Annotated in this window: 15 protein-coding genes; 1 reads left to right on the plus strand and 14 read right to left on the minus strand. The window is 40.3% G+C overall.

Annotated elements, in window-relative coordinates:
- A partial coding sequence (locus MCO_RS03890) for a DUF4167 domain-containing protein (protein ID WP_007552729.1) occupies positions 1–667 on the minus strand: 667 nt, incomplete at its 3' end.
- An 809-nt stretch (positions 668–1,476) separates the two neighbouring features.
- On the opposite strand from MCO_RS03890, the gene MCO_RS03895 reads away from it, so the two are divergent.
- Positions 1,477–2,424: a formate dehydrogenase accessory protein FdhE gene (locus MCO_RS03895; protein WP_007552730.1), complete on the plus strand. Its 948-nt coding sequence runs from the start codon at positions 1,477–1,479 to the stop codon at positions 2,422–2,424.
- A 564-nt stretch (positions 2,425–2,988) separates the two neighbouring features.
- On the opposite strand, the gene MCO_RS03900 is transcribed toward MCO_RS03895, so the two are convergent.
- The 13 genes from MCO_RS03900 to MCO_RS03960 all read right to left on the minus strand — a co-directional run bounded on the left by MCO_RS03900 (position 2,989) and on the right by MCO_RS03960 (position 16,132).
- Positions 2,989–3,444, minus strand: coding sequence for a hypothetical protein (locus MCO_RS03900; protein WP_007552731.1), 456 nt, complete (start codon positions 3,442–3,444; stop codon positions 2,989–2,991).
- Positions 3,445–4,100: 656 nt separating this feature from the next.
- A complete protein-coding gene (locus MCO_RS03905) occupies positions 4,101–4,415 on the minus strand; it encodes a hypothetical protein (protein ID WP_007552732.1) in 315 nt (104 codons plus the stop codon).
- A gap of 203 nt (positions 4,416–4,618) precedes the next feature.
- Complete coding sequence (locus MCO_RS03910; protein ID WP_007552733.1) at positions 4,619–5,365, minus strand: phage tail protein; 747 nt, start codon at positions 5,363–5,365, stop codon at positions 4,619–4,621.
- Positions 5,362–6,486, minus strand: coding sequence for a tail fiber domain-containing protein (locus MCO_RS03915; protein ID WP_007552735.1), 1,125 nt, complete (start codon positions 6,484–6,486; stop codon positions 5,362–5,364). Before MCO_RS03915 ends, MCO_RS03910 begins: the two co-directional genes overlap by 4 nt.
- Positions 6,479–6,940, minus strand: coding sequence for a hypothetical protein (locus MCO_RS03920; RefSeq protein WP_007552737.1), 462 nt, complete (start codon positions 6,938–6,940; stop codon positions 6,479–6,481). Before MCO_RS03920 ends, MCO_RS03915 begins: the two co-directional genes overlap by 8 nt.
- Positions 6,941–7,224: 284 nt before the next feature.
- On the minus strand, positions 7,225–8,688 hold the full coding sequence (locus tag MCO_RS03925) for a hypothetical protein (RefSeq protein ID WP_007552738.1): 1,464 nt from the start codon (positions 8,686–8,688) through the stop codon (positions 7,225–7,227).
- A gap of 283 nt (positions 8,689–8,971) precedes the next feature.
- On the minus strand, positions 8,972–9,667 hold the full coding sequence (locus MCO_RS03930) for a hypothetical protein (RefSeq protein ID WP_007552739.1): 696 nt from the start codon (positions 9,665–9,667) through the stop codon (positions 8,972–8,974).
- A 130-nt stretch (positions 9,668–9,797) separates the two neighbouring features.
- A complete protein-coding gene (locus MCO_RS03935) occupies positions 9,798–10,916 on the minus strand; it encodes a N4-gp56 family major capsid protein (protein WP_007552740.1) in 1,119 nt (372 codons plus the stop codon).
- Between the two features lie 323 nt (positions 10,917–11,239).
- Positions 11,240–12,055, minus strand: a complete 816-nt coding sequence (locus MCO_RS03940; RefSeq protein ID WP_007552741.1) for a hypothetical protein — start codon at positions 12,053–12,055, stop codon at positions 11,240–11,242.
- 61 nt (positions 12,056–12,116) lie between these two features.
- Positions 12,117–13,958 (minus strand): portal protein, encoded by a 1,842-nt coding sequence (locus MCO_RS03945; RefSeq protein WP_007552742.1) that lies wholly within the window; start codon positions 13,956–13,958, stop codon positions 12,117–12,119.
- On the minus strand, positions 13,958–15,295 hold the full coding sequence (locus tag MCO_RS03950) for a PBSX family phage terminase large subunit (RefSeq protein ID WP_007552743.1): 1,338 nt from the start codon (positions 15,293–15,295) through the stop codon (positions 13,958–13,960). The genes MCO_RS03945 and MCO_RS03950 overlap by 1 nt, the downstream gene beginning before the upstream one ends.
- 256 nt (positions 15,296–15,551) lie before the next feature.
- A complete protein-coding gene (locus MCO_RS03955; RefSeq protein WP_007552744.1) occupies positions 15,552–15,869 on the minus strand; it encodes a hypothetical protein in 318 nt (105 codons plus the stop codon).
- Positions 15,866–16,132, minus strand: a complete 267-nt coding sequence (locus MCO_RS03960; protein WP_007552745.1) for a hypothetical protein — start codon at positions 16,130–16,132, stop codon at positions 15,866–15,868. Before MCO_RS03960 ends, MCO_RS03955 begins: the two co-directional genes overlap by 4 nt.
- Positions 16,133–16,631: the final 499 nt, after the last annotated feature.

Consider the following 16,631-nt stretch of genomic DNA (forward strand, 5'->3'; position numbering starts at 1 on the left):
AAGGCAACGAGGGAACTTTTTCTGTCACCGCATCTCCATTTTGAGAAGAATCTGGCATGGTTCTTGAAAATTCAAGGGACACTTCTTCTTGGGCACGCACAGTACGACGCCGTGAAGGTCGACGTGTTTTTTTAATAGGTTCAACATTTTCTTCCTCTCTACACTTCCCTTGATCATTTTTCTCATACGACAGAGCATCAGCTTCTGCTACATCTTCACGCGCATGTCCATTTTGTGCTTTTGCATGTTGACTATGACCACTTTTTTGCGACTGAGTTTGGAGTACATTTGCATCATCAGCGACAATGTCTTTTTTCTCACCTTCAGCGTTTATTTCACCGTATTCTTGCTCACTGTTTTCATCACGGCTCTCATCGCGTCGAGGATATTGGGGCGTTTGTCCAGAGGCTGCCAAAATAATACGCAAGTAGTGCTCAGCATGCTGGAGATAATTCTCTGACATAACACGATCACCAGCCCCCTGTGCATCACGTGCCAGACTTATGTATTTGTCGGCAATTTGCTGAGCATTTCCGCGAATCTTAACATCTGGACCGCTGCTTTCATAATTCCGAGACAATGGATTAAGACCGCGACGATTATTATTATTGTTATTACCATTGTTATTATTGCGACCGCGTACCCGTCTATTTTGTTGTGGCCTCATTTTTATCCCTTTTTGGAGTATATGTGTCTTAATTGACTCTTCTTCATTGCATTATTTTTCGATAATGTTGATCATGTGTAAAATACGATATCGGGCTATTGGCGTTTTATTTCACTCAAATGATCCCTACTGATATTTTGATAGCTACTGACATTTGATAAAAGTATATTTTTTTGAAAATTACAAAACAGCAGGGAAACCGTAAGCCAAAATTCCCTATTTCTCTGTTAACAAGCAGAAACCTAGTGATGTTCATCTAAAATGCCAAGTGTTTTTTTTCAAATAGACCATATTTTGTTAAAAAAATAATCATCTTGTGGAAAAACAAAAAACAAAAACATAAAAAAACCGCCTCTAGCAAACAAATAACCACTGCCAGAAAACAATAGAAGCTCTCTTTTTTGCTCTAAAACCACCGATTCTAAAAATGCCTATACTCTCTGCCCCCACGCATTTAATGCCTAAGCGCCTACACCATCCGCCTACACCATCCCAAGTCACTGAAGCACTTACCAACGTGAACATAGTGCTTCTTCTGCGCTAAAGCAACCCCCTTTTGTGAATAACAACCCATCCCCGCTCCACAAAACCTCTTAGTCTATGTAAATAGATTAATATGAAGCATTATTCAAGTCCTATAATCACCAACAAATCAATCTTCTTGCCAAAGAAGAACAATTGCACTACAAATTTCTGATTTAATTCTATGAAATTTATAAGTAAATCGGATCACTTTCATGAAAAACTCAGCAAAAAATTAAATATAAAAGCACAAAAAAACATAGGCTTAAGAGAAAAAAACAACCAACATGCCACGTTTTCCCGAAAATTCAGGGTCGTTTCAAAAAAAGCCAAAGCCCATGAACAATAATGGCATAACAGACTCTCCAATTTTTACCATACTTCCTCATAAAAACACTTTCTTTGTGAAGCGAGCACAACGTTTCGCGCATTTAGCCACACTCCACCCCGATAAAGAATCTCTCCTTTTTTTTGCTTGTTTTTGTGATGCCCAACAACAATTGACTGAAAAATTTAAAGATTTTGCCGCTCCTCTTAGACGTTTTGGTGCCCCTTCAGGACCTCCTCTTGATCGCTCAAAACTTCTCACTTTGGGCTTTTATGAAAGCATTGTTGAAGATTTTTTGAAACATCTGTCAACTCCAACAGTCTTTGGTCAAGGGCTCTCGACAACAAGGCAGGAAGCGTTAAAACGTACACAACAGCAAAAAGACCAATGGCGCCTATGGGGAGACAATCTGTTAAACCACAGACTTCCTCAACAACAATTAGCAGAACATCTTTTCATCATTGGCGCATTACAAATCCTGTATTCTCTTGCTGCTTCACAATTTGATGCGCAAAGCTTAAACTCACAACACACCAACCTCTGTCCTGCCTGTAGCGGGACACATACTGCCAGCCTCATTATCGAACGGAAACCACACGAAACCGTAAAGGTTTGTTCTTGCCTCTATTGCGGTACGCTATGGCATATCCCGCATACCCAATGCACCTTTTGTAAAGCAACGCAGAATATTTCCACTCACACAACCGAAAACATTCGTGATGGCATAGTTTTTGAAACTTGTGAGACATGTGGGTTTTATTGCAAACAACTCAATCACTATAAAAATCCTACACTAGATGTTTTTGCCGATGACATCTCTACCTCCACACCTGATTTTTTGCATAAAGCCTCTTTTCATTTTAAGAATAAGAGTTTCAATCCCTTTTTAGCGAAACACAAAAAATAACCAGAGTTTCAAACCAACACAAAAATACCAGAAAAGCCTCTAGGAACTCTACTAACAGCCTAAAAGAAAAAAGCCCAAAAACGGTGACAAAAGGTTTAAAGCCGCGGTTTTACTACAAAGAAATATAGCAAATACAAAAAACCCCTTGCCACCTCATATACACCACAATAAGTTCCAGAACGGCCTTATTTATGAAAAATAATGTGGCATTTTTATGATTTATGTTGAAACAATTTTCAGATTAAGAATACACACGTTGTATTATAAGAAAATGAACGATCTTCATACTTACTGAAGCAAAGTCAAAATATGTTCTGCCTCCCTCTTTTCACCTCTTGAAAAGCACTATACGCAAACAAGATTCTGTATTGCCTTCTCATTTTTACGGTGCTTTGCAATACCTTTTAAACTGGTAGATTAAGAAAAAGCTTTACACAAATCTCCCACTATAATTTCAAACTTGTCATTTTTAAAAGCACACCCTTCATAAAATGGGATATTTTTTGAAAATCCTCATATCTTTTTAATAAAACTTCGCATACGCTTAAATTTCTGTGTCAAAATTTAAAAGTGATTGCGCATATTACCTTTTTCTCCCTCTTTTTCCCTCTCTTTTTCATTCATAAAACAATCCTGTAAGAGAAAATAGTTCCCATCTCCCGGTCGCACGACTTTCACACATTTTTTCTTTGTACTCTCAGAAATCGTATCCCACATTTCACGAATAGCAAAATAAGCTTCACTTTCCATACTAATACAGCGCTGATAAACTTCCTTTTTCATATCAGGCATAACTGAAGCAGCAATTTCCTTACAATAGATGCGCATATCAAAGACTGGAATAGTCAATTCAACAGGAGCTTGTTGTATTATTTGTTTGTGAGAAAAAAAAGAATTGAAAATTTTGACAACTCCAAAACAAAAAAACACCCCACAAAAGAGCAACATACAAATAAAAGCGATCTTGCGATATAATCTTTTAAAATAAGCGTTTTGCCTCGCGCGGATTCTTTTTTCCATAAAGACAGCATCCTTTAATACCGAAAGATAAGCTTTTTCACAGCAAAAAATGAGAGAAGCATCTATATACAAAATACATGTTGCAGTCTGCAACTTATCAAGCTTTTTATGTGAAAACACTCATTTTTTGTATAACGAATATTTTATTCTCTTTATTTGCGTAATTTTTGTGAGATAAGTTTTTGCATCCACTTAAGGTTTATTGATATAAAATCCTAGAACAAGAACTGTGATGAATTCTCTTTTAATCGGTATAAATAAATACTGTTAAATAAACGCTTCCATTTTTGATCATACCACACCAGAACTTTATAGCACCTCTATATACTTCGTGATACCGAAAGAGATTTTCACTCTACCTCCAACTATCCGCACCACAAGCAGCACATAAGCTAGAAAAGAACCATATCAAAGAGGTAACACTCTTTTACCTTGTGCACTATGATTACAACCGATTACCTACACACCAATGACACCTTAATAAGCTTGCAAACTAAGAACTTGCTGTTATTTAAAGAGCACAACCCCCTCCTTAGAATTTTTTTGTATTTTCTCAGAACTCTATAGACTTCCCAAGCGGTTTAAAGTTAATAGCAGGATGTAAATTGGAATAACTGATTATTTTAGATCACTTATTATTGTGAGATCATCACCACCTAGTTTGTACCTTCACCACTTACTTTGGCACCTTCATTGCCTATTTCACTCTCTTTACTGCTTTGATTAGCATTTTGTTTAACATTTTCAAGATCTTTGATAATTGTTTTCAATTGTTGTTCTAAAATATCCACACGCTGTGTAAGTTGGAGAGTATTTTGAGTCTGTATTTTATCAAAACATTGCAGATCTTGACGCGTTTGCTTCAACAGAGCATTCAAAGGAGCATGTCCCATTCTTCCACTAGCATAAAGAACTACGCGAATATGTTCAGGATCATCAATATCAGCGATAGAAAAGGGGAAAAGTGCCATTGTATGACCTCATATATATTATAGAATAAGGGTTAAGCAAATTGATTTTAACGCGCATCACCAGCGCGTTCTGACACACACAATCAACAGACTGTTGAAAATTGACTGAGAGATTCCATCCAACTGAAGCACTCAATATTTGCAAGCATTTGATTCAACCAATACTTTGCGCATTCTTTCAGCTATGCAAAAAGATTCAATTCTCACACTTTAACGGCATAAACGACTTCCTCATTGGAATAATGAGGTCTGCCCATACCCATAAAAATACCTTTAGGAGAACTGGAGGAATTTGAATCATGCAAATTAGGTACATTGAATGTTGAATACCCATTCCCAAATCCCCATGTTGTACCAATTGCCTCGAAGAGGTTTGCATATTCTTTACGCGAATATGCTTTACCATCACACAATAGCCAACCTTCAGGCATTTTTTTCATAGCAAAAGGTGCAATGAAACCTGCTGGTAAATTTTGAGAAAGGCTGATTGTAGGATTTGTTAAAAACCAACCATCCGCATTCTTTCCGGCAATGTCATGAGTATAGACGATTTCATAAAGACCGCCTCTTTGAATTTCTCCCCCCTTTAAAGGCGCTATACCACCCTCTGTTATCATATAAACGGGTCGCACAAGCAATTGGTTTAAAGCAACATTTGTTATCCCTTTATTTACCCCTTGCGCTTTAAAGCGCACAACAATACCCTCTCTATAAGATTCAAGAGGAGACTTAGTTGTTAAATGAATGGATGTTCTGTTTCTCTCCTCATCCACCGTAAATTGTGCATCAATCACCCCCCCATTATCTAAGAGATACTCTTTGATACGTTGCATCATCACGCGAGAACTATCATTCACTGAACTTGGAGGTTGTCCCTCAGCCCAGTTTATGTTCTCATCAGCATAGGCATTTTCCGATGCAATGAGCGACCAATCATAAATTGAACTCATAGAATATATCCTTTTTGCAAAAAACGAAGACGGGCAAAGAGAGAAGAAAAGAAAGCAGCAACCTTATTTTTAGGCGGTGATATTTTTTTCATTTTCAAACCAATTTTGTCATAATTGACATGCAAGAGTTTTGTTTTAGCATGCACATAGACAGCATCAGGATTCAAACGCAGCACCTCTTGAGCAAGAACGCCGAGATAACGTTGTGGATCTCCTTTATAATTAAAGGTATAAAGCGGATAGCCATTTTTTTCGCCGACAGGAACAATATTTTCTTTGGCTCTCACATCACAAAGCCCTAAAATTCCTCCCATCAATCCCAACACTTGCTGTGCATCGCGCAATGGATCTTTTGTAATGGAAGGTATTGTTGTGGACTTTCCTGATTGTGTCCCGTAATTTCCAGCAGATTGGGTTCCCACGCGAAGCAACTGTTCTAACCGGTTCCACCCTTGATTATCTTGTTCTGACCATTTTTGACGCTGCGCATCCAAAGCATTCTGACGGTTAGAATCTTGGATTATTCCACCCTTTAAAGCATTGCTTTGCGCGTTACTTTGCCCTTGATAGTAGGTGTTTGCCGCATTAGTCTGATCATACAGGGAACGATCAATCATCTGATTGGCATTCATCATATTATGAACATCTTGATTATACTGCTGCGCAGCTGCATTTGTTGCCAATGCACCAAGTTCATCGGCAAGCACCCCAGTATGGGCGCCAGATCCATAGCGCCCAGCTCCAGACATAGATTGATTAATAGCATCAGAAGTTTTACTCAGAGCATTTTGCAATGCAGCATTAAATTTACTATTACCTCCAATCCAGTCTCCCTTAGCCATATTGAGAAGGTTGGAAGCACTTTGGGTTGGTGCATTAAACCACTGAGTTAATGCTGGATTATTATACTGACCAGCAGCCTGTTCTAAACCGGTAAGAGCATTTTTTGTCATATCGCTCAAGCCAGCAACACGTTCACCTTGATAAACATTTCCGCCAATGCCTTTATTATAAAGATCAAGCGCTTGAGAACTCGCTTGTTTAAAGATATCGGCCGCCCACGCTGGTGGTGCATTTGTTTGTGTTGTTGTTTGCACTTGAGGTGTTTTTTTTCTACTCATGGGACAAAACCTTTCTATAATAAACAAGATTACGAGAATATCCGTGATGCGCTAGCATTTTAGCCCAACCAGATCTTCCAAACATATGCATTTCCTCAGCATTGATTGTCCGCGCCCATTGTTCAACCTTATCGATCAATTTGACCAATTTCAGCCCTCCCTCTCCAGCAAGATCTGAGAGGACGACGCATTTTTTCCCCGTATGGGTTATTTCAACTTTGGTAATAGCAAAAGCACTAAATTGGGTTTTGTTTTTTAAGACCAACCATAATTGTGCTTTTCCGGTAGCGAATTCTTCAGCAATTGTAGCCAGACAAACATCATCAGGAAAGCGCTTAGCATATTTTTTTAGTGCAGCATTGAGAGCATCCTGATAGGGCTCTATTTTTTCCCATGTCCACTGATCTGTAAGATGGGCAGAATAAAGATTTTGGCTGTCATGTTGTCGTGTCATAATTTTAGCTCTTTCTGCTTTCTCTTACGAAGAGAACTCTATGACCAATGATGAAGCATGCAAATCTCTTGCTCTTTTATACAACGAGAATATACAACGAGAACACATTGCTTTTAAGAAGAAGCAGCCCACCACATTGCACCTAGTATAAGAGGCATACATCTACATTTCTCTCTTATCATTTATGCCACCATATATTCTTTCGTAAGAATAGAAATTTACCGCACACTTCTTTTGCAAGAAGCCATGCTCACCGCATGCTGCTTTTCTTAAAATAGCCATGCTTACCGCATGCCTGCCGACCTCAATTCCACATCGAATCCCGTCACATGAGACCAATTCATCCCCTCAGGAATACGCAATTTCAAACGATAAAACCGTGCTCTTGCGCGACAATGAATTTGCCCAGTATTGTGGGAAGGTTGTTTTTCCGGCAACCAAACAGTTTTCTCTTCGAGAGATTGACGAAAGCGCATTCCCACAGACAAATAAAACTCTCCACTATTCACTTGAGGCATAATACTTTTCACGCGAGTTATGACGCCATTTGTTTGCCCCATTTCTTGTGAAGTCACCACACAATCCATAGGGGGTCCTGAAAATGAGCCAAGTCTCCCCTGATGATCAAATGCACCGAGAATAGGAGATTCATTTCTCCAAGCTTTACTATCGAGAGAAAAGGGTAAATCATCAATGTTCTGAGTAATTCGATCAAGAGCTTCTAAAGTGATTCCGGCTAAGAAAATAGGCAAAATCATATTGATACCCACAACCGCTTTTGTCCATTTTTGCAATCCCCAATCATAAATGAGCAAGATGCGTTTTTGAGAACTCTCATCGGTATCGACCATCCAATAAACGCGATTATACACCCCATCAATGGCAGCAGACAAAGTGTACAAATTATTCTTATGGGATTTTGCCGTCATGGTTCGATCTACTTTTTCGAAACCAATTGGTATAATCTGTCCCTCATTGGTCATCTGATAAAATCCACCTTCATCAGCAAAGAAGGCGAGATCACCGCGACAAACGATAGATTCAGCATTTTTTGCGCCGCGTTTATCATGGATTTTTTGGAAACTGAAAATAATTTTAGAACCAGGGATAAAAGATCCGGCATAGATTGCAGAACGCATAAAGATGATTGGATTTGTCGTTTCTGTTGCGCCTTGCACAAAACCACCATCAGGAAAATCTTGATAATCACAACTTTTTTTACCAACAGTCCAACATTCTGCATCGTTCAAGCCAGACCAATAAACACGCCTTGGATGCTCTGTCAACTTCATCAAACAGACGAAATCGCCCCACACACGAACGATACCTGCTTGCGGAGGATTTCCTCCTAAATTTCTAAATCTTTTGTCATGATTAATATCAATTACTTGTGGCTTATCATTGGCATTAACAGCAATGACATAGTCACCAAACAAAGCAAAAGACCATGGGGCATCAACATTAGCGAGATAAGGTTTTCCTGTTTTGCTGATATTTTTCCAGCACATTGTTGTATTATCGAGAAGGTAAATTTTTTCTTCTGTACCAACAATAATAGACACACCATTTTTTGTTTTAACAGCAAGAGCCCCTAAAATGCGATCAGGACAAGGCTCTGATAAAGGTTTAAAGCTAGGCATAGGGATATAAGACCCATCTGCCGGCAACACATTGATAAGCTCATCGGTAAAAATGCCATTGATATCAGCAACATCGGGACGATAATCAGCAATTGGGAAAAAAGCCATTGAGAACCCCATTGAAAAAATATTTGCAGAGCCTTATCCATGCGATATTTCAAGATGTTTCAAACCGCAAAGACTTGTTTTATTTTATCCACCAAAGCCCTTCAAAATGGACAAGACTCTATAACAAAGACGTAAAGTTCAGGTTATAGGGAGCAAATGAAAGCACATTAATGTATACATTGTCTAAGATGCCACAAGTGCCACGCATCAACCACGAGCCATTAGCGCTCACCACCAGCATTTAACGACTAACACCAACCACTAACAACTAAGAAAAAGCCCTTTAAAATCTCATTGGAAGAATAGTTGAAGAAGCTTTTCTGCGCGATGTTTCAAATCGCAAAGCTTGGAGCTGTTCTTGAAAGTCTCGAAAAGAAACAGCAGCATATTCAGGATCTTTAAGGATATTTTTGTAGAGCTCATATTTTGCACGTGCTTTAATAAGATCAAATGCATGGATCAACCAAGGATTATCTTCCTCTCTCATCTGTTTATCCCCCAAACGGACAGGAGCATAAAAAAGGCGTACTGTCTCAACCTGTTGAGGTGTTGGAAAGAGTCCTATTTTTTGATCATGATAAGTATAAAAAAGAGGTATCCCTTGTGAGGATGGCAATCCATATTGTTGTTGCAATACCTCAAAAGATTTAAAAGACAATTGTCTTTGTGTTGGTGTATGTGTTCCTAAAAGGACCAACGCCAACGCCTTTTCTGATTCAAAAAAAATTCCCTCTTCTTGCCCATACCATGTTTTTCCACTCTGCGTTTTAAACATCACCTCTCTTTTTTCATTAAAGAAGAAGGGCTCCCGTTCACACAAACGCAAAGCAGTCAAAATGGAATCTTGAATTTGAACGGAATATTCCGCTGTTGTATCATCAATTTCATCTTGAATAAGCACTACCATATGAGAAAAAGTTTTAGAATGGTCCAAATGTGTGAAATCAAGATCATTGTGATCAGAAGAAGAAACAGTCATGAGTAATCATAATCCTTTTGCGTATGCGGCATGATAGGCGTTGTGTTTTTTACGTATTCTTCCCCCAACAGAGTATTCTGCCACCCCAACAGAATATTCCATTGGGGAAAAAATTTTTGAACAAGCGCCGTTAAGCTGGTGCTCCATAAGTTGGAATAACGATGGTTCCAAAATCCTGCACGCCCTGTGTGCTTCTTGGCAAATTATAGCAAGTTTTTTTCATACCAATAATGGTTTTCGCCGCAACACCGAACTCACGCTCATAGTCGAAAAGCTCTTCCACTAATTTATAGCGTGTAGCACCACGGTCTTTTCCAAAAGCAATAACAGCACTTTGTGCTCCAAGCAGAACAGCTCGACGAACATTAGCTACAGCCTTGTTTGTTGTGCCTGACTCAACGCCTTCAGTAACGTGTTCAGCTTCACGCAAAACGACTCCATTATACATGCCCAAAGACCCGTCATAGAGCGGATTTTTGAGACGGCTTCCACTATAAATCGCCTTAGTAATGTCGAGCCACTGCCCCGCATCTGTATTGGTTCGCAACTGCGTCACTTGCGTTGGGTGCAGATAAAGGACATAAACATTTTCCCCCTCGACCCGCACTGGTCGAATTTTTGGATTTGCAAGCTTAGCGCGTTCAACCGCTTTATCGATCAACTTGAGATCAAAAACATCATTTTCTTTTAAGTCTTCATCTTTTGTTTTTCCATTGGGACGCACAATGCGTTTATCGGTTGGTGCAGTCGGTGCATTAAACCCGTAATGGACAGGTTTAAGTGTAATAGTGCGTCCTTCAAAGTTAAGTGCTTTTGCGGTATAGCCGCAAACTTGAATAAAGAACATCATGCTAAGACGATCCGCATACCAATCAACCAAGCCATTTTTAGCTTCAGTACGCAAATCGTGTAAGATACGCTGCTGATCAATAGTGCCTTCATTTTTGACACGCACAGCATGAACAAGTTCATTAATTGCCAAGCGGTCATTGAGAAATTGGAGAGCTTCTTCATTGCCTTCCAACGCCTGCCCTTCACTCACCCCATCACCGAGCAACTGAACACGCAAGCCAAAGCTAATCGCATCACCACTTGCCTTATTGGTTTCATCTTTTAACTGTATGATACTGTTAGAATCGTTCCCAATCAATGGTGCAATAGGGATTGCTTTTGAAACTTCTTGGTTCAAAAGTTTAGACCATGTGCGTACAGCCATTGGGTCGTTGATTCCGATATAAGTTACGGTCATTTTATCCTCTTAAAATTATTGATATAAAAAAACCGGCAAAGCGCCGGCTATTGAGATTCCACATTTCTGGTTTTCAAATGGTGGATCAGTTGTTATGTGTTTTGGATAATTTTTGTTGATAATTTTTGCCTTCCCCCTTTGAGAAAATCTCCTCATCGCGCTCTTGCTCTGAGAGTTTTTTTTCCATTCTCACTTCAAAAACTCCCTCACCAGATTCACCCTTCAAGCGCTCTCTCCATATGCATACACCTCTCAAGCTCCACACGAGCTTCTTCACTCCCCCCATGCTATCTGGAGAGCTACGCCACCACGCATTCTGGTTTTTAAGCTTCTCTACCACCCATTAAGAGATTAAAAACAGCTTTGTTTTTGGGCTCAGAAACCCAACTACCAAATTCTGTTTCTGTCATTTTGTCGAGAATATCCAAAGAAATGGGTCCATTCGCAGCCAAACCATTATAGGCCGCAAGTGTGCGAGAAGAATTTTGTCTTTCCTGTAAATTTTCACCAATGTTACTTGAAACGCTTGCGTTATTTGGAGCACTTGTATAGCCAATTTTTTGCGCAATGGTATAGATCACTTCGGCAGGATTTTGATTTTTTTTCGCACAATCGCGCAAGATTTGCTTCAATTCATTGCCAATCACCACGTCCACAACTTGTTGATCTGCCATTTCGGGATAGAGCGGAGCATAAGCAGCCAACTGCTTCGCCCGTGTATCATAAATAAAATCGGCAGCTTGATCAAAATCATGATGCTTTTGTTTAACAGTAGCAACGGACTGCTGGTAGAAACTATGCAACTGTTCTGGTTCAGAGCCCATAGCAGGTGGTTGTTCAGAGAGCAATGCCCCTTGTTTGTAGAGTGCTTTTCCCAACCATTGTATATAACCCATAAAATCCTTTTTCGGATCTGGAGGTGCATCAACCCCTAGCACCTTTTGAACCTCTTGTGCTCGTGCGCTTTCTTGCAATGATTGCTGTTGTTGCTGTCCATTTTGACGCTCTTGGAAATTTTCTTCAAGGGTGTTTGCTTTTTCTCCCCCACCCATTTCGGGCTCTTCTCCCTGATCAACAGTGGGAAAAAAATCCTGTTTTAATTGATTTTGTTCTGTTAGTGTTAAATATTCTTGATCCATACCAATGACCTTCTCTTTTCAAACAATAAGATGATATTTTTTCAAATGAAACAGTTTATCTTTACGCATTTTCCCTGTGTAAAATAGTCTGCAACAGCTGCTCCACTCCAGCATTACCGCTAAACTCTCCTACAGTTTCATCACTATCGTACAATGGAGCACTTTCGCTCTCAGCGCGCTGCTTTTGCGTTTTGATGGCAATTTTGTGGATAAGCGAAGCAGGCAAAGGCGAATAATGTAAAAGATCAAGCATAATCTCTGGAGTTGCAAAATTTTGCATCAAAGGCAGCAATTGCATAATAATGGCGAAAGTCCGCTCTTTTTCATTAAGACTTGTTGGAGCATCATCAACCACGATATCATATTCCAAACTGGTGATCATTTCGCGTGTAAGTGGAACATATTGCGCATTTTCGTCCCCAGCAATACGCACCAATCGCCCATCTGAGAGATAATTCTGAATGAGATAGAGAATAATTTTTCCCTGTCGTTGCCGATATCGACGCAAACCATCAAAGAAAGAAGCCAACAAATTGAGTGACGATTGGCGGCGTTGTTCTTCAAGAATTCCTGGTTGGTTGACCGCCCTTGTCCCAATGAATTCAGAAGACAAACCGGTTACTTGTTCAATTGCACTTTTTGCTTCATTAAACAGTTGAAAGAAGCCCTGAGGGAATTGTGCAACGGGTTTAGGCTGGATTCTTCCACCAGAAACAGCTCCACTTTTAAGCCAAGTAATACTATCGGCTCTCGCCCAACTTTCCATAGCTTGCCGATCATCATCGAAAGCATCCCGTTCAGCCATAATTCCGCCTTTAGACTGACTATTAAGCAAGTGCATCACCTGACTAAAATATTTATTTGCCCAACGTTGCGGATCTTTTGTTGGTTTCACAATACCGTAAAATTGCCGGCTCAACTTATCAAAGGTACCAGTAATACATTCCCAGCCCAATTGATTAGGCGGTACCAAAGGCTTATCAGGTGCGTCGAGCAATTTTTTTCCCAAAAAGGCCCGTTTGACAATTTTTCTGGTCAACCTCGTTGCTTGAAGATGCGGAAAATCTTTACAAAAATTTTGGAAATCCCGTTCCGAATAATCGATAAACTTCCCGCTTAAAGGATCAAGAACTCTATAAACAACCTCGCGTTCGAACCAACGACATTCAGCCAAAGTAACCATTTTAGGAGGTTGTAAGCTGCTCTCATCATCTCCCTCACCATAATATCTTTGCCTATCACCACTGCCCATTTGAGGCAAAGACATATGCTGCTTAACCCAATCGGCATCAAGATCGCTCCAATGGACATGAGGAAACATTTCTCCAGCAACTGCCAGCGGTTTTTCATCAATATACCATACGCGCTGTGCATCAATGAGATTTGGTTTTACAGCACTTGCATCCCAGACCATTTTCATCGGGTCCAATCGTGCAATCACCGGTTTTCCTTGCGGGTCTTCTTCATAGTCAAGGCGAGTATCTGTCCAGCCCATTCCGCAAATAATCGCATCTTGAAATGCATCAGAATCTTCATACTCTCCATCGGCTTCGTCACGAAACCACTCGGCCGCTCCAGTGAGGATTTGGTTAGCAAAAGCTGCCCCTTCTTGGCGTGGAATAAATTGCACTTGTCGTTTATTATTGCGCTCTGTACCGATCACCGCATTAATCAAAGGAGCAATGCGGTTAAAGGTCATAACCGGCCTATTTTGTTCTTGCAACACGGCGAGATCTTGTGCATTCCATTGCCGACCATTATAAAAATCGTAGTCTTCTTGAGCATTTTTTCGCCACTGTTCAACATGAGCAATATCATCGTGATACCAATCGACGAGTTTTTTAAAGAGCGCCTGATGTTCAAGCGTCTCTAAAGGATCAAAAGAATTTGTAGAAATATTCATTAAAAAGCCATCCATGAAGTTTGAGAATGGTGAAACGAGCGATAAACGTCTTTACGGGGACGAACATTAGGCTGTTCATAAGCCACACACATCAACCCGAAACTATCGGCGCCATGGCTTGCCCAATCGTGTTCAGCCCCTAATCCGATATTACGCTGTTCGTCACGCTTTTCGTGATACCAAGCGAGCGCTTTTCGACCAGCATGTGTAGTATCTCGATTAAACCATATGGCAGGAAACAATCGCCTAACAGCTTCGATGCGCATTTTAACAGCCCCCACTCCTTGATTAGGAATCACCTTAGTCTGGAAACCAGCTTGTTGAAGAGCACTTTCAAAACTGACATTATAGACACGATCTTTGGTTGCGCCATCATGGGGCAAGACCATCAAAGCTTTATCATATCCCCTCTGGAACACCCAACCAACATGCTCTGAGAGGGGCTGCCCTTGCGCCTCATAGTAATCAAGAACACGTATTTCCCGTCCAACAAATTGTGCCACCCACAAAGCGGTAGCATCAGCCTTTGCCCCTGTTCCTCCAATATCCCAAAAGATCTTGATCTGCATCAGTGGGTCACGCGGAACAGTAGTAATACGCCCTTCCCGCGAAGCTTCAAGCAATGCCTTTTGGTAATAAGCGCCTTGAACAGATTGGAGATATTCCCCTTCCCAAATATGATTATACTGCTCAGGTCTTTGTTCTAAATCCGCTTTCCGATCACGGTTCAGTTTTTCTGGAAAGAGAGGGTTATCACGCCAATTAATTTCCACACCTTTAATATTTTGATTATTCACATTGCGGAAACGCTTTTCCACGGGAGCATTTTCATGGCAAGGGTTCCATGTCACCCACAATTCGGCATTCCAATCTTTTCCTTCTTCGCGCAAAGTTGGAATAAGCGTTTGCCAAGCAGTCTCCGTCACGGGCTCTGCCTCATCTACCCAACAGAGGAAAACGCGACCCATTGACTTAATACTTGCAATATTACGATCAAGCCCCGCAAAGACATAGATAATACGTCCATCTTTTGACCTAATATATTTATCACCAATTTCATAATAGTCTTGGAGAAAAGGATAGGTTTCAATCGCCCGTTTAATTTCCTCCAACGAACTTTCATTGAGTGAATTTTGAAATTGTCGTGCACAGAGAATAATACCCCTTTCCCCAGCCTTTCCGTGCCGATATCCCATAACAGCAGACATCAAAGCAAAGGAACGCGTTTTTCCAGAGCCCCGTCCTCCCCAAGCGGCACGCACATCAGCTTTTCCAGTAAAAACAGAAATAAGCTTCGGAATGAGAGCAATTTGCGCTGTTTTCTGAACAGTTGTCATTGTAAGATTTTGTAATTGTGTAATGGAGAAATAAAATTCCCTCTCACCTCATAGTTTTGGTTTCCATTCAAAGATAAGAAAACGTTCTCGATAATTGCGCAAGAGCACGCCTTTGTTCTCTCTTCGACCTGAATTTGTTTTTTGTGCATGACCACCCCCCATTCCAACTTACAAAGGTTCATCACGCACATCCCCCTCAAACACTATAATCCTCAAGCATTACACCACAAACAATACCCCCTCTATATCATACACTTCAGGCGTCACGCTTCTCAGGTTCCGCACCCTTTGCATCCACTGGCACAATCTCAATACGCGAGATTGTTTTCACCTCTCCCCCATCTTCTCCCGTAACCTGCAGAGGTAAAACTTTTGCAAGAAGTGAAAAAAAAGGTACAGGATTATTGAGTGCATGATACTGAAGATAAGATACCAGCCCATCCTCACCATAATGATACCCAGCTTGTTCAGCAGCTGTAAGAAGAGCCTCATTGAACCGCCTTGTTGTTTTATTCAACGCACCCTTAGTCCGCCCTCTTCGACGTAAAGGAAGGCAACTTTCACCTGCCATCATCCTGTTCCTTCAAATAAAAAAGAGCTGAGAGCACGCCATAAAAATAGCATGACAACCAGCAACAAAATTTCAAGAACAACCCACAACTTTTTGACAAAAAATCCAAAATGTTCCATAGGATGACTTAGGTAATCTTTGCGTAACAACACATTTTGCATAAACCTTTGCCGGACAATTGAGTAAAAGCCTTTTTGCCTTTTTATCGCAAGCTCTTCCCTCTCATAACCATTACTCTCTTTATCCTCTAAAGAAAAAAGAAACATGCAAATTTTCCCTTACGCCTTCCAATAAAGGAGACATAAAATAAAAGAGCAATAAAAAATAAAAAGGATTACAGTACTCTAGGATGAACTATCTGATACAAAACAGCAGTATCATCCTTTGATAAAAAAACGAGAAAAAGCCTACACTCATGCCCCCCTGCTTAATCCCCCAGCAAAGAGTTTTCTACAATGCATCGCAACACAAAGATTACTTAGACCATCCCATTGGATATTTTGGCCATCTATACAAGAAAATTCCCTCTAGAATCTCTCATATCGACTACACGAAAACATTACAACACAATCCCAGCACTGACTCTATAAAATCTGCCCCCATCACATTCAAGGGCTCATAAATCAATAACCGCTTATAACCGCAAGCTTTTCACAAGAAATCACAAAGCCTCTCATTTTGAAAACCACTACGATCTGAAGAATTGCAGACTCTAAAAAACTTACCAAAAGACAGAGCCAAAAGACAGAGCCAAAAGACAGAGCC

It is taken from the genome of Bartonella sp. DB5-6 (assembly GCF_000278115.1).
In the GTDB taxonomy this organism is placed as follows: Bacteria; Pseudomonadota; Alphaproteobacteria; order Rhizobiales; family Rhizobiaceae; genus Bartonella; species Bartonella refiksaydamii.

What these genes read in the sequence shown, in the direction of transcription:
- MCO_RS03895 (WP_007552730.1), top strand. Translation starts at nt 1,477, where the DNA reads ATGCCACGTTTTCCCGAAAATTCAGGGTCGTTTCAAAAAAAGCCAAAG.
- MCO_RS03900 (WP_007552731.1), bottom strand. Translation starts at nt 3,444, where the DNA reads ATGGAAAAAAGAATCCGCGCGAGGCAAAACGCTTATTTTAAAAGATTA.
- MCO_RS03905 (WP_007552732.1), bottom strand. Translation starts at nt 4,415, where the DNA reads ATGGCACTTTTCCCCTTTTCTATCGCTGATATTGATGATCCTGAACAT.
- MCO_RS03910 (WP_007552733.1), bottom strand. Translation starts at nt 5,365, where the DNA reads ATGAGTTCAATTTATGATTGGTCGCTCATTGCATCGGAAAATGCCTAT.
- MCO_RS03915 (WP_007552735.1), bottom strand. Translation starts at nt 6,486, where the DNA reads ATGAGTAGAAAAAAAACACCTCAAGTGCAAACAACAACACAAACAAAT.
- MCO_RS03920 (WP_007552737.1), bottom strand. Translation starts at nt 6,940, where the DNA reads ATGACACGACAACATGACAGCCAAAATCTTTATTCTGCCCATCTTACA.
- MCO_RS03925 (WP_007552738.1), bottom strand. Translation starts at nt 8,688, where the DNA reads ATGGCTTTTTTCCCAATTGCTGATTATCGTCCCGATGTTGCTGATATC.
- MCO_RS03930 (WP_007552739.1), bottom strand. Translation starts at nt 9,667, where the DNA reads ATGACTGTTTCTTCTTCTGATCACAATGATCTTGATTTCACACATTTG.
- MCO_RS03935 (WP_007552740.1), bottom strand. Translation starts at nt 10,916, where the DNA reads ATGACCGTAACTTATATCGGAATCAACGACCCAATGGCTGTACGCACA.
- MCO_RS03940 (WP_007552741.1), bottom strand. Translation starts at nt 12,055, where the DNA reads ATGGATCAAGAATATTTAACACTAACAGAACAAAATCAATTAAAACAG.
- MCO_RS03945 (WP_007552742.1), bottom strand. Translation starts at nt 13,958, where the DNA reads ATGAATATTTCTACAAATTCTTTTGATCCTTTAGAGACGCTTGAACAT.
- MCO_RS03950 (WP_007552743.1), bottom strand. Translation starts at nt 15,295, where the DNA reads ATGACAACTGTTCAGAAAACAGCGCAAATTGCTCTCATTCCGAAGCTT.
- MCO_RS03955 (WP_007552744.1), bottom strand. Translation starts at nt 15,869, where the DNA reads ATGATGGCAGGTGAAAGTTGCCTTCCTTTACGTCGAAGAGGGCGGACT.
- MCO_RS03960 (WP_007552745.1), bottom strand. Translation starts at nt 16,132, where the DNA reads ATGTTTCTTTTTTCTTTAGAGGATAAAGAGAGTAATGGTTATGAGAGG.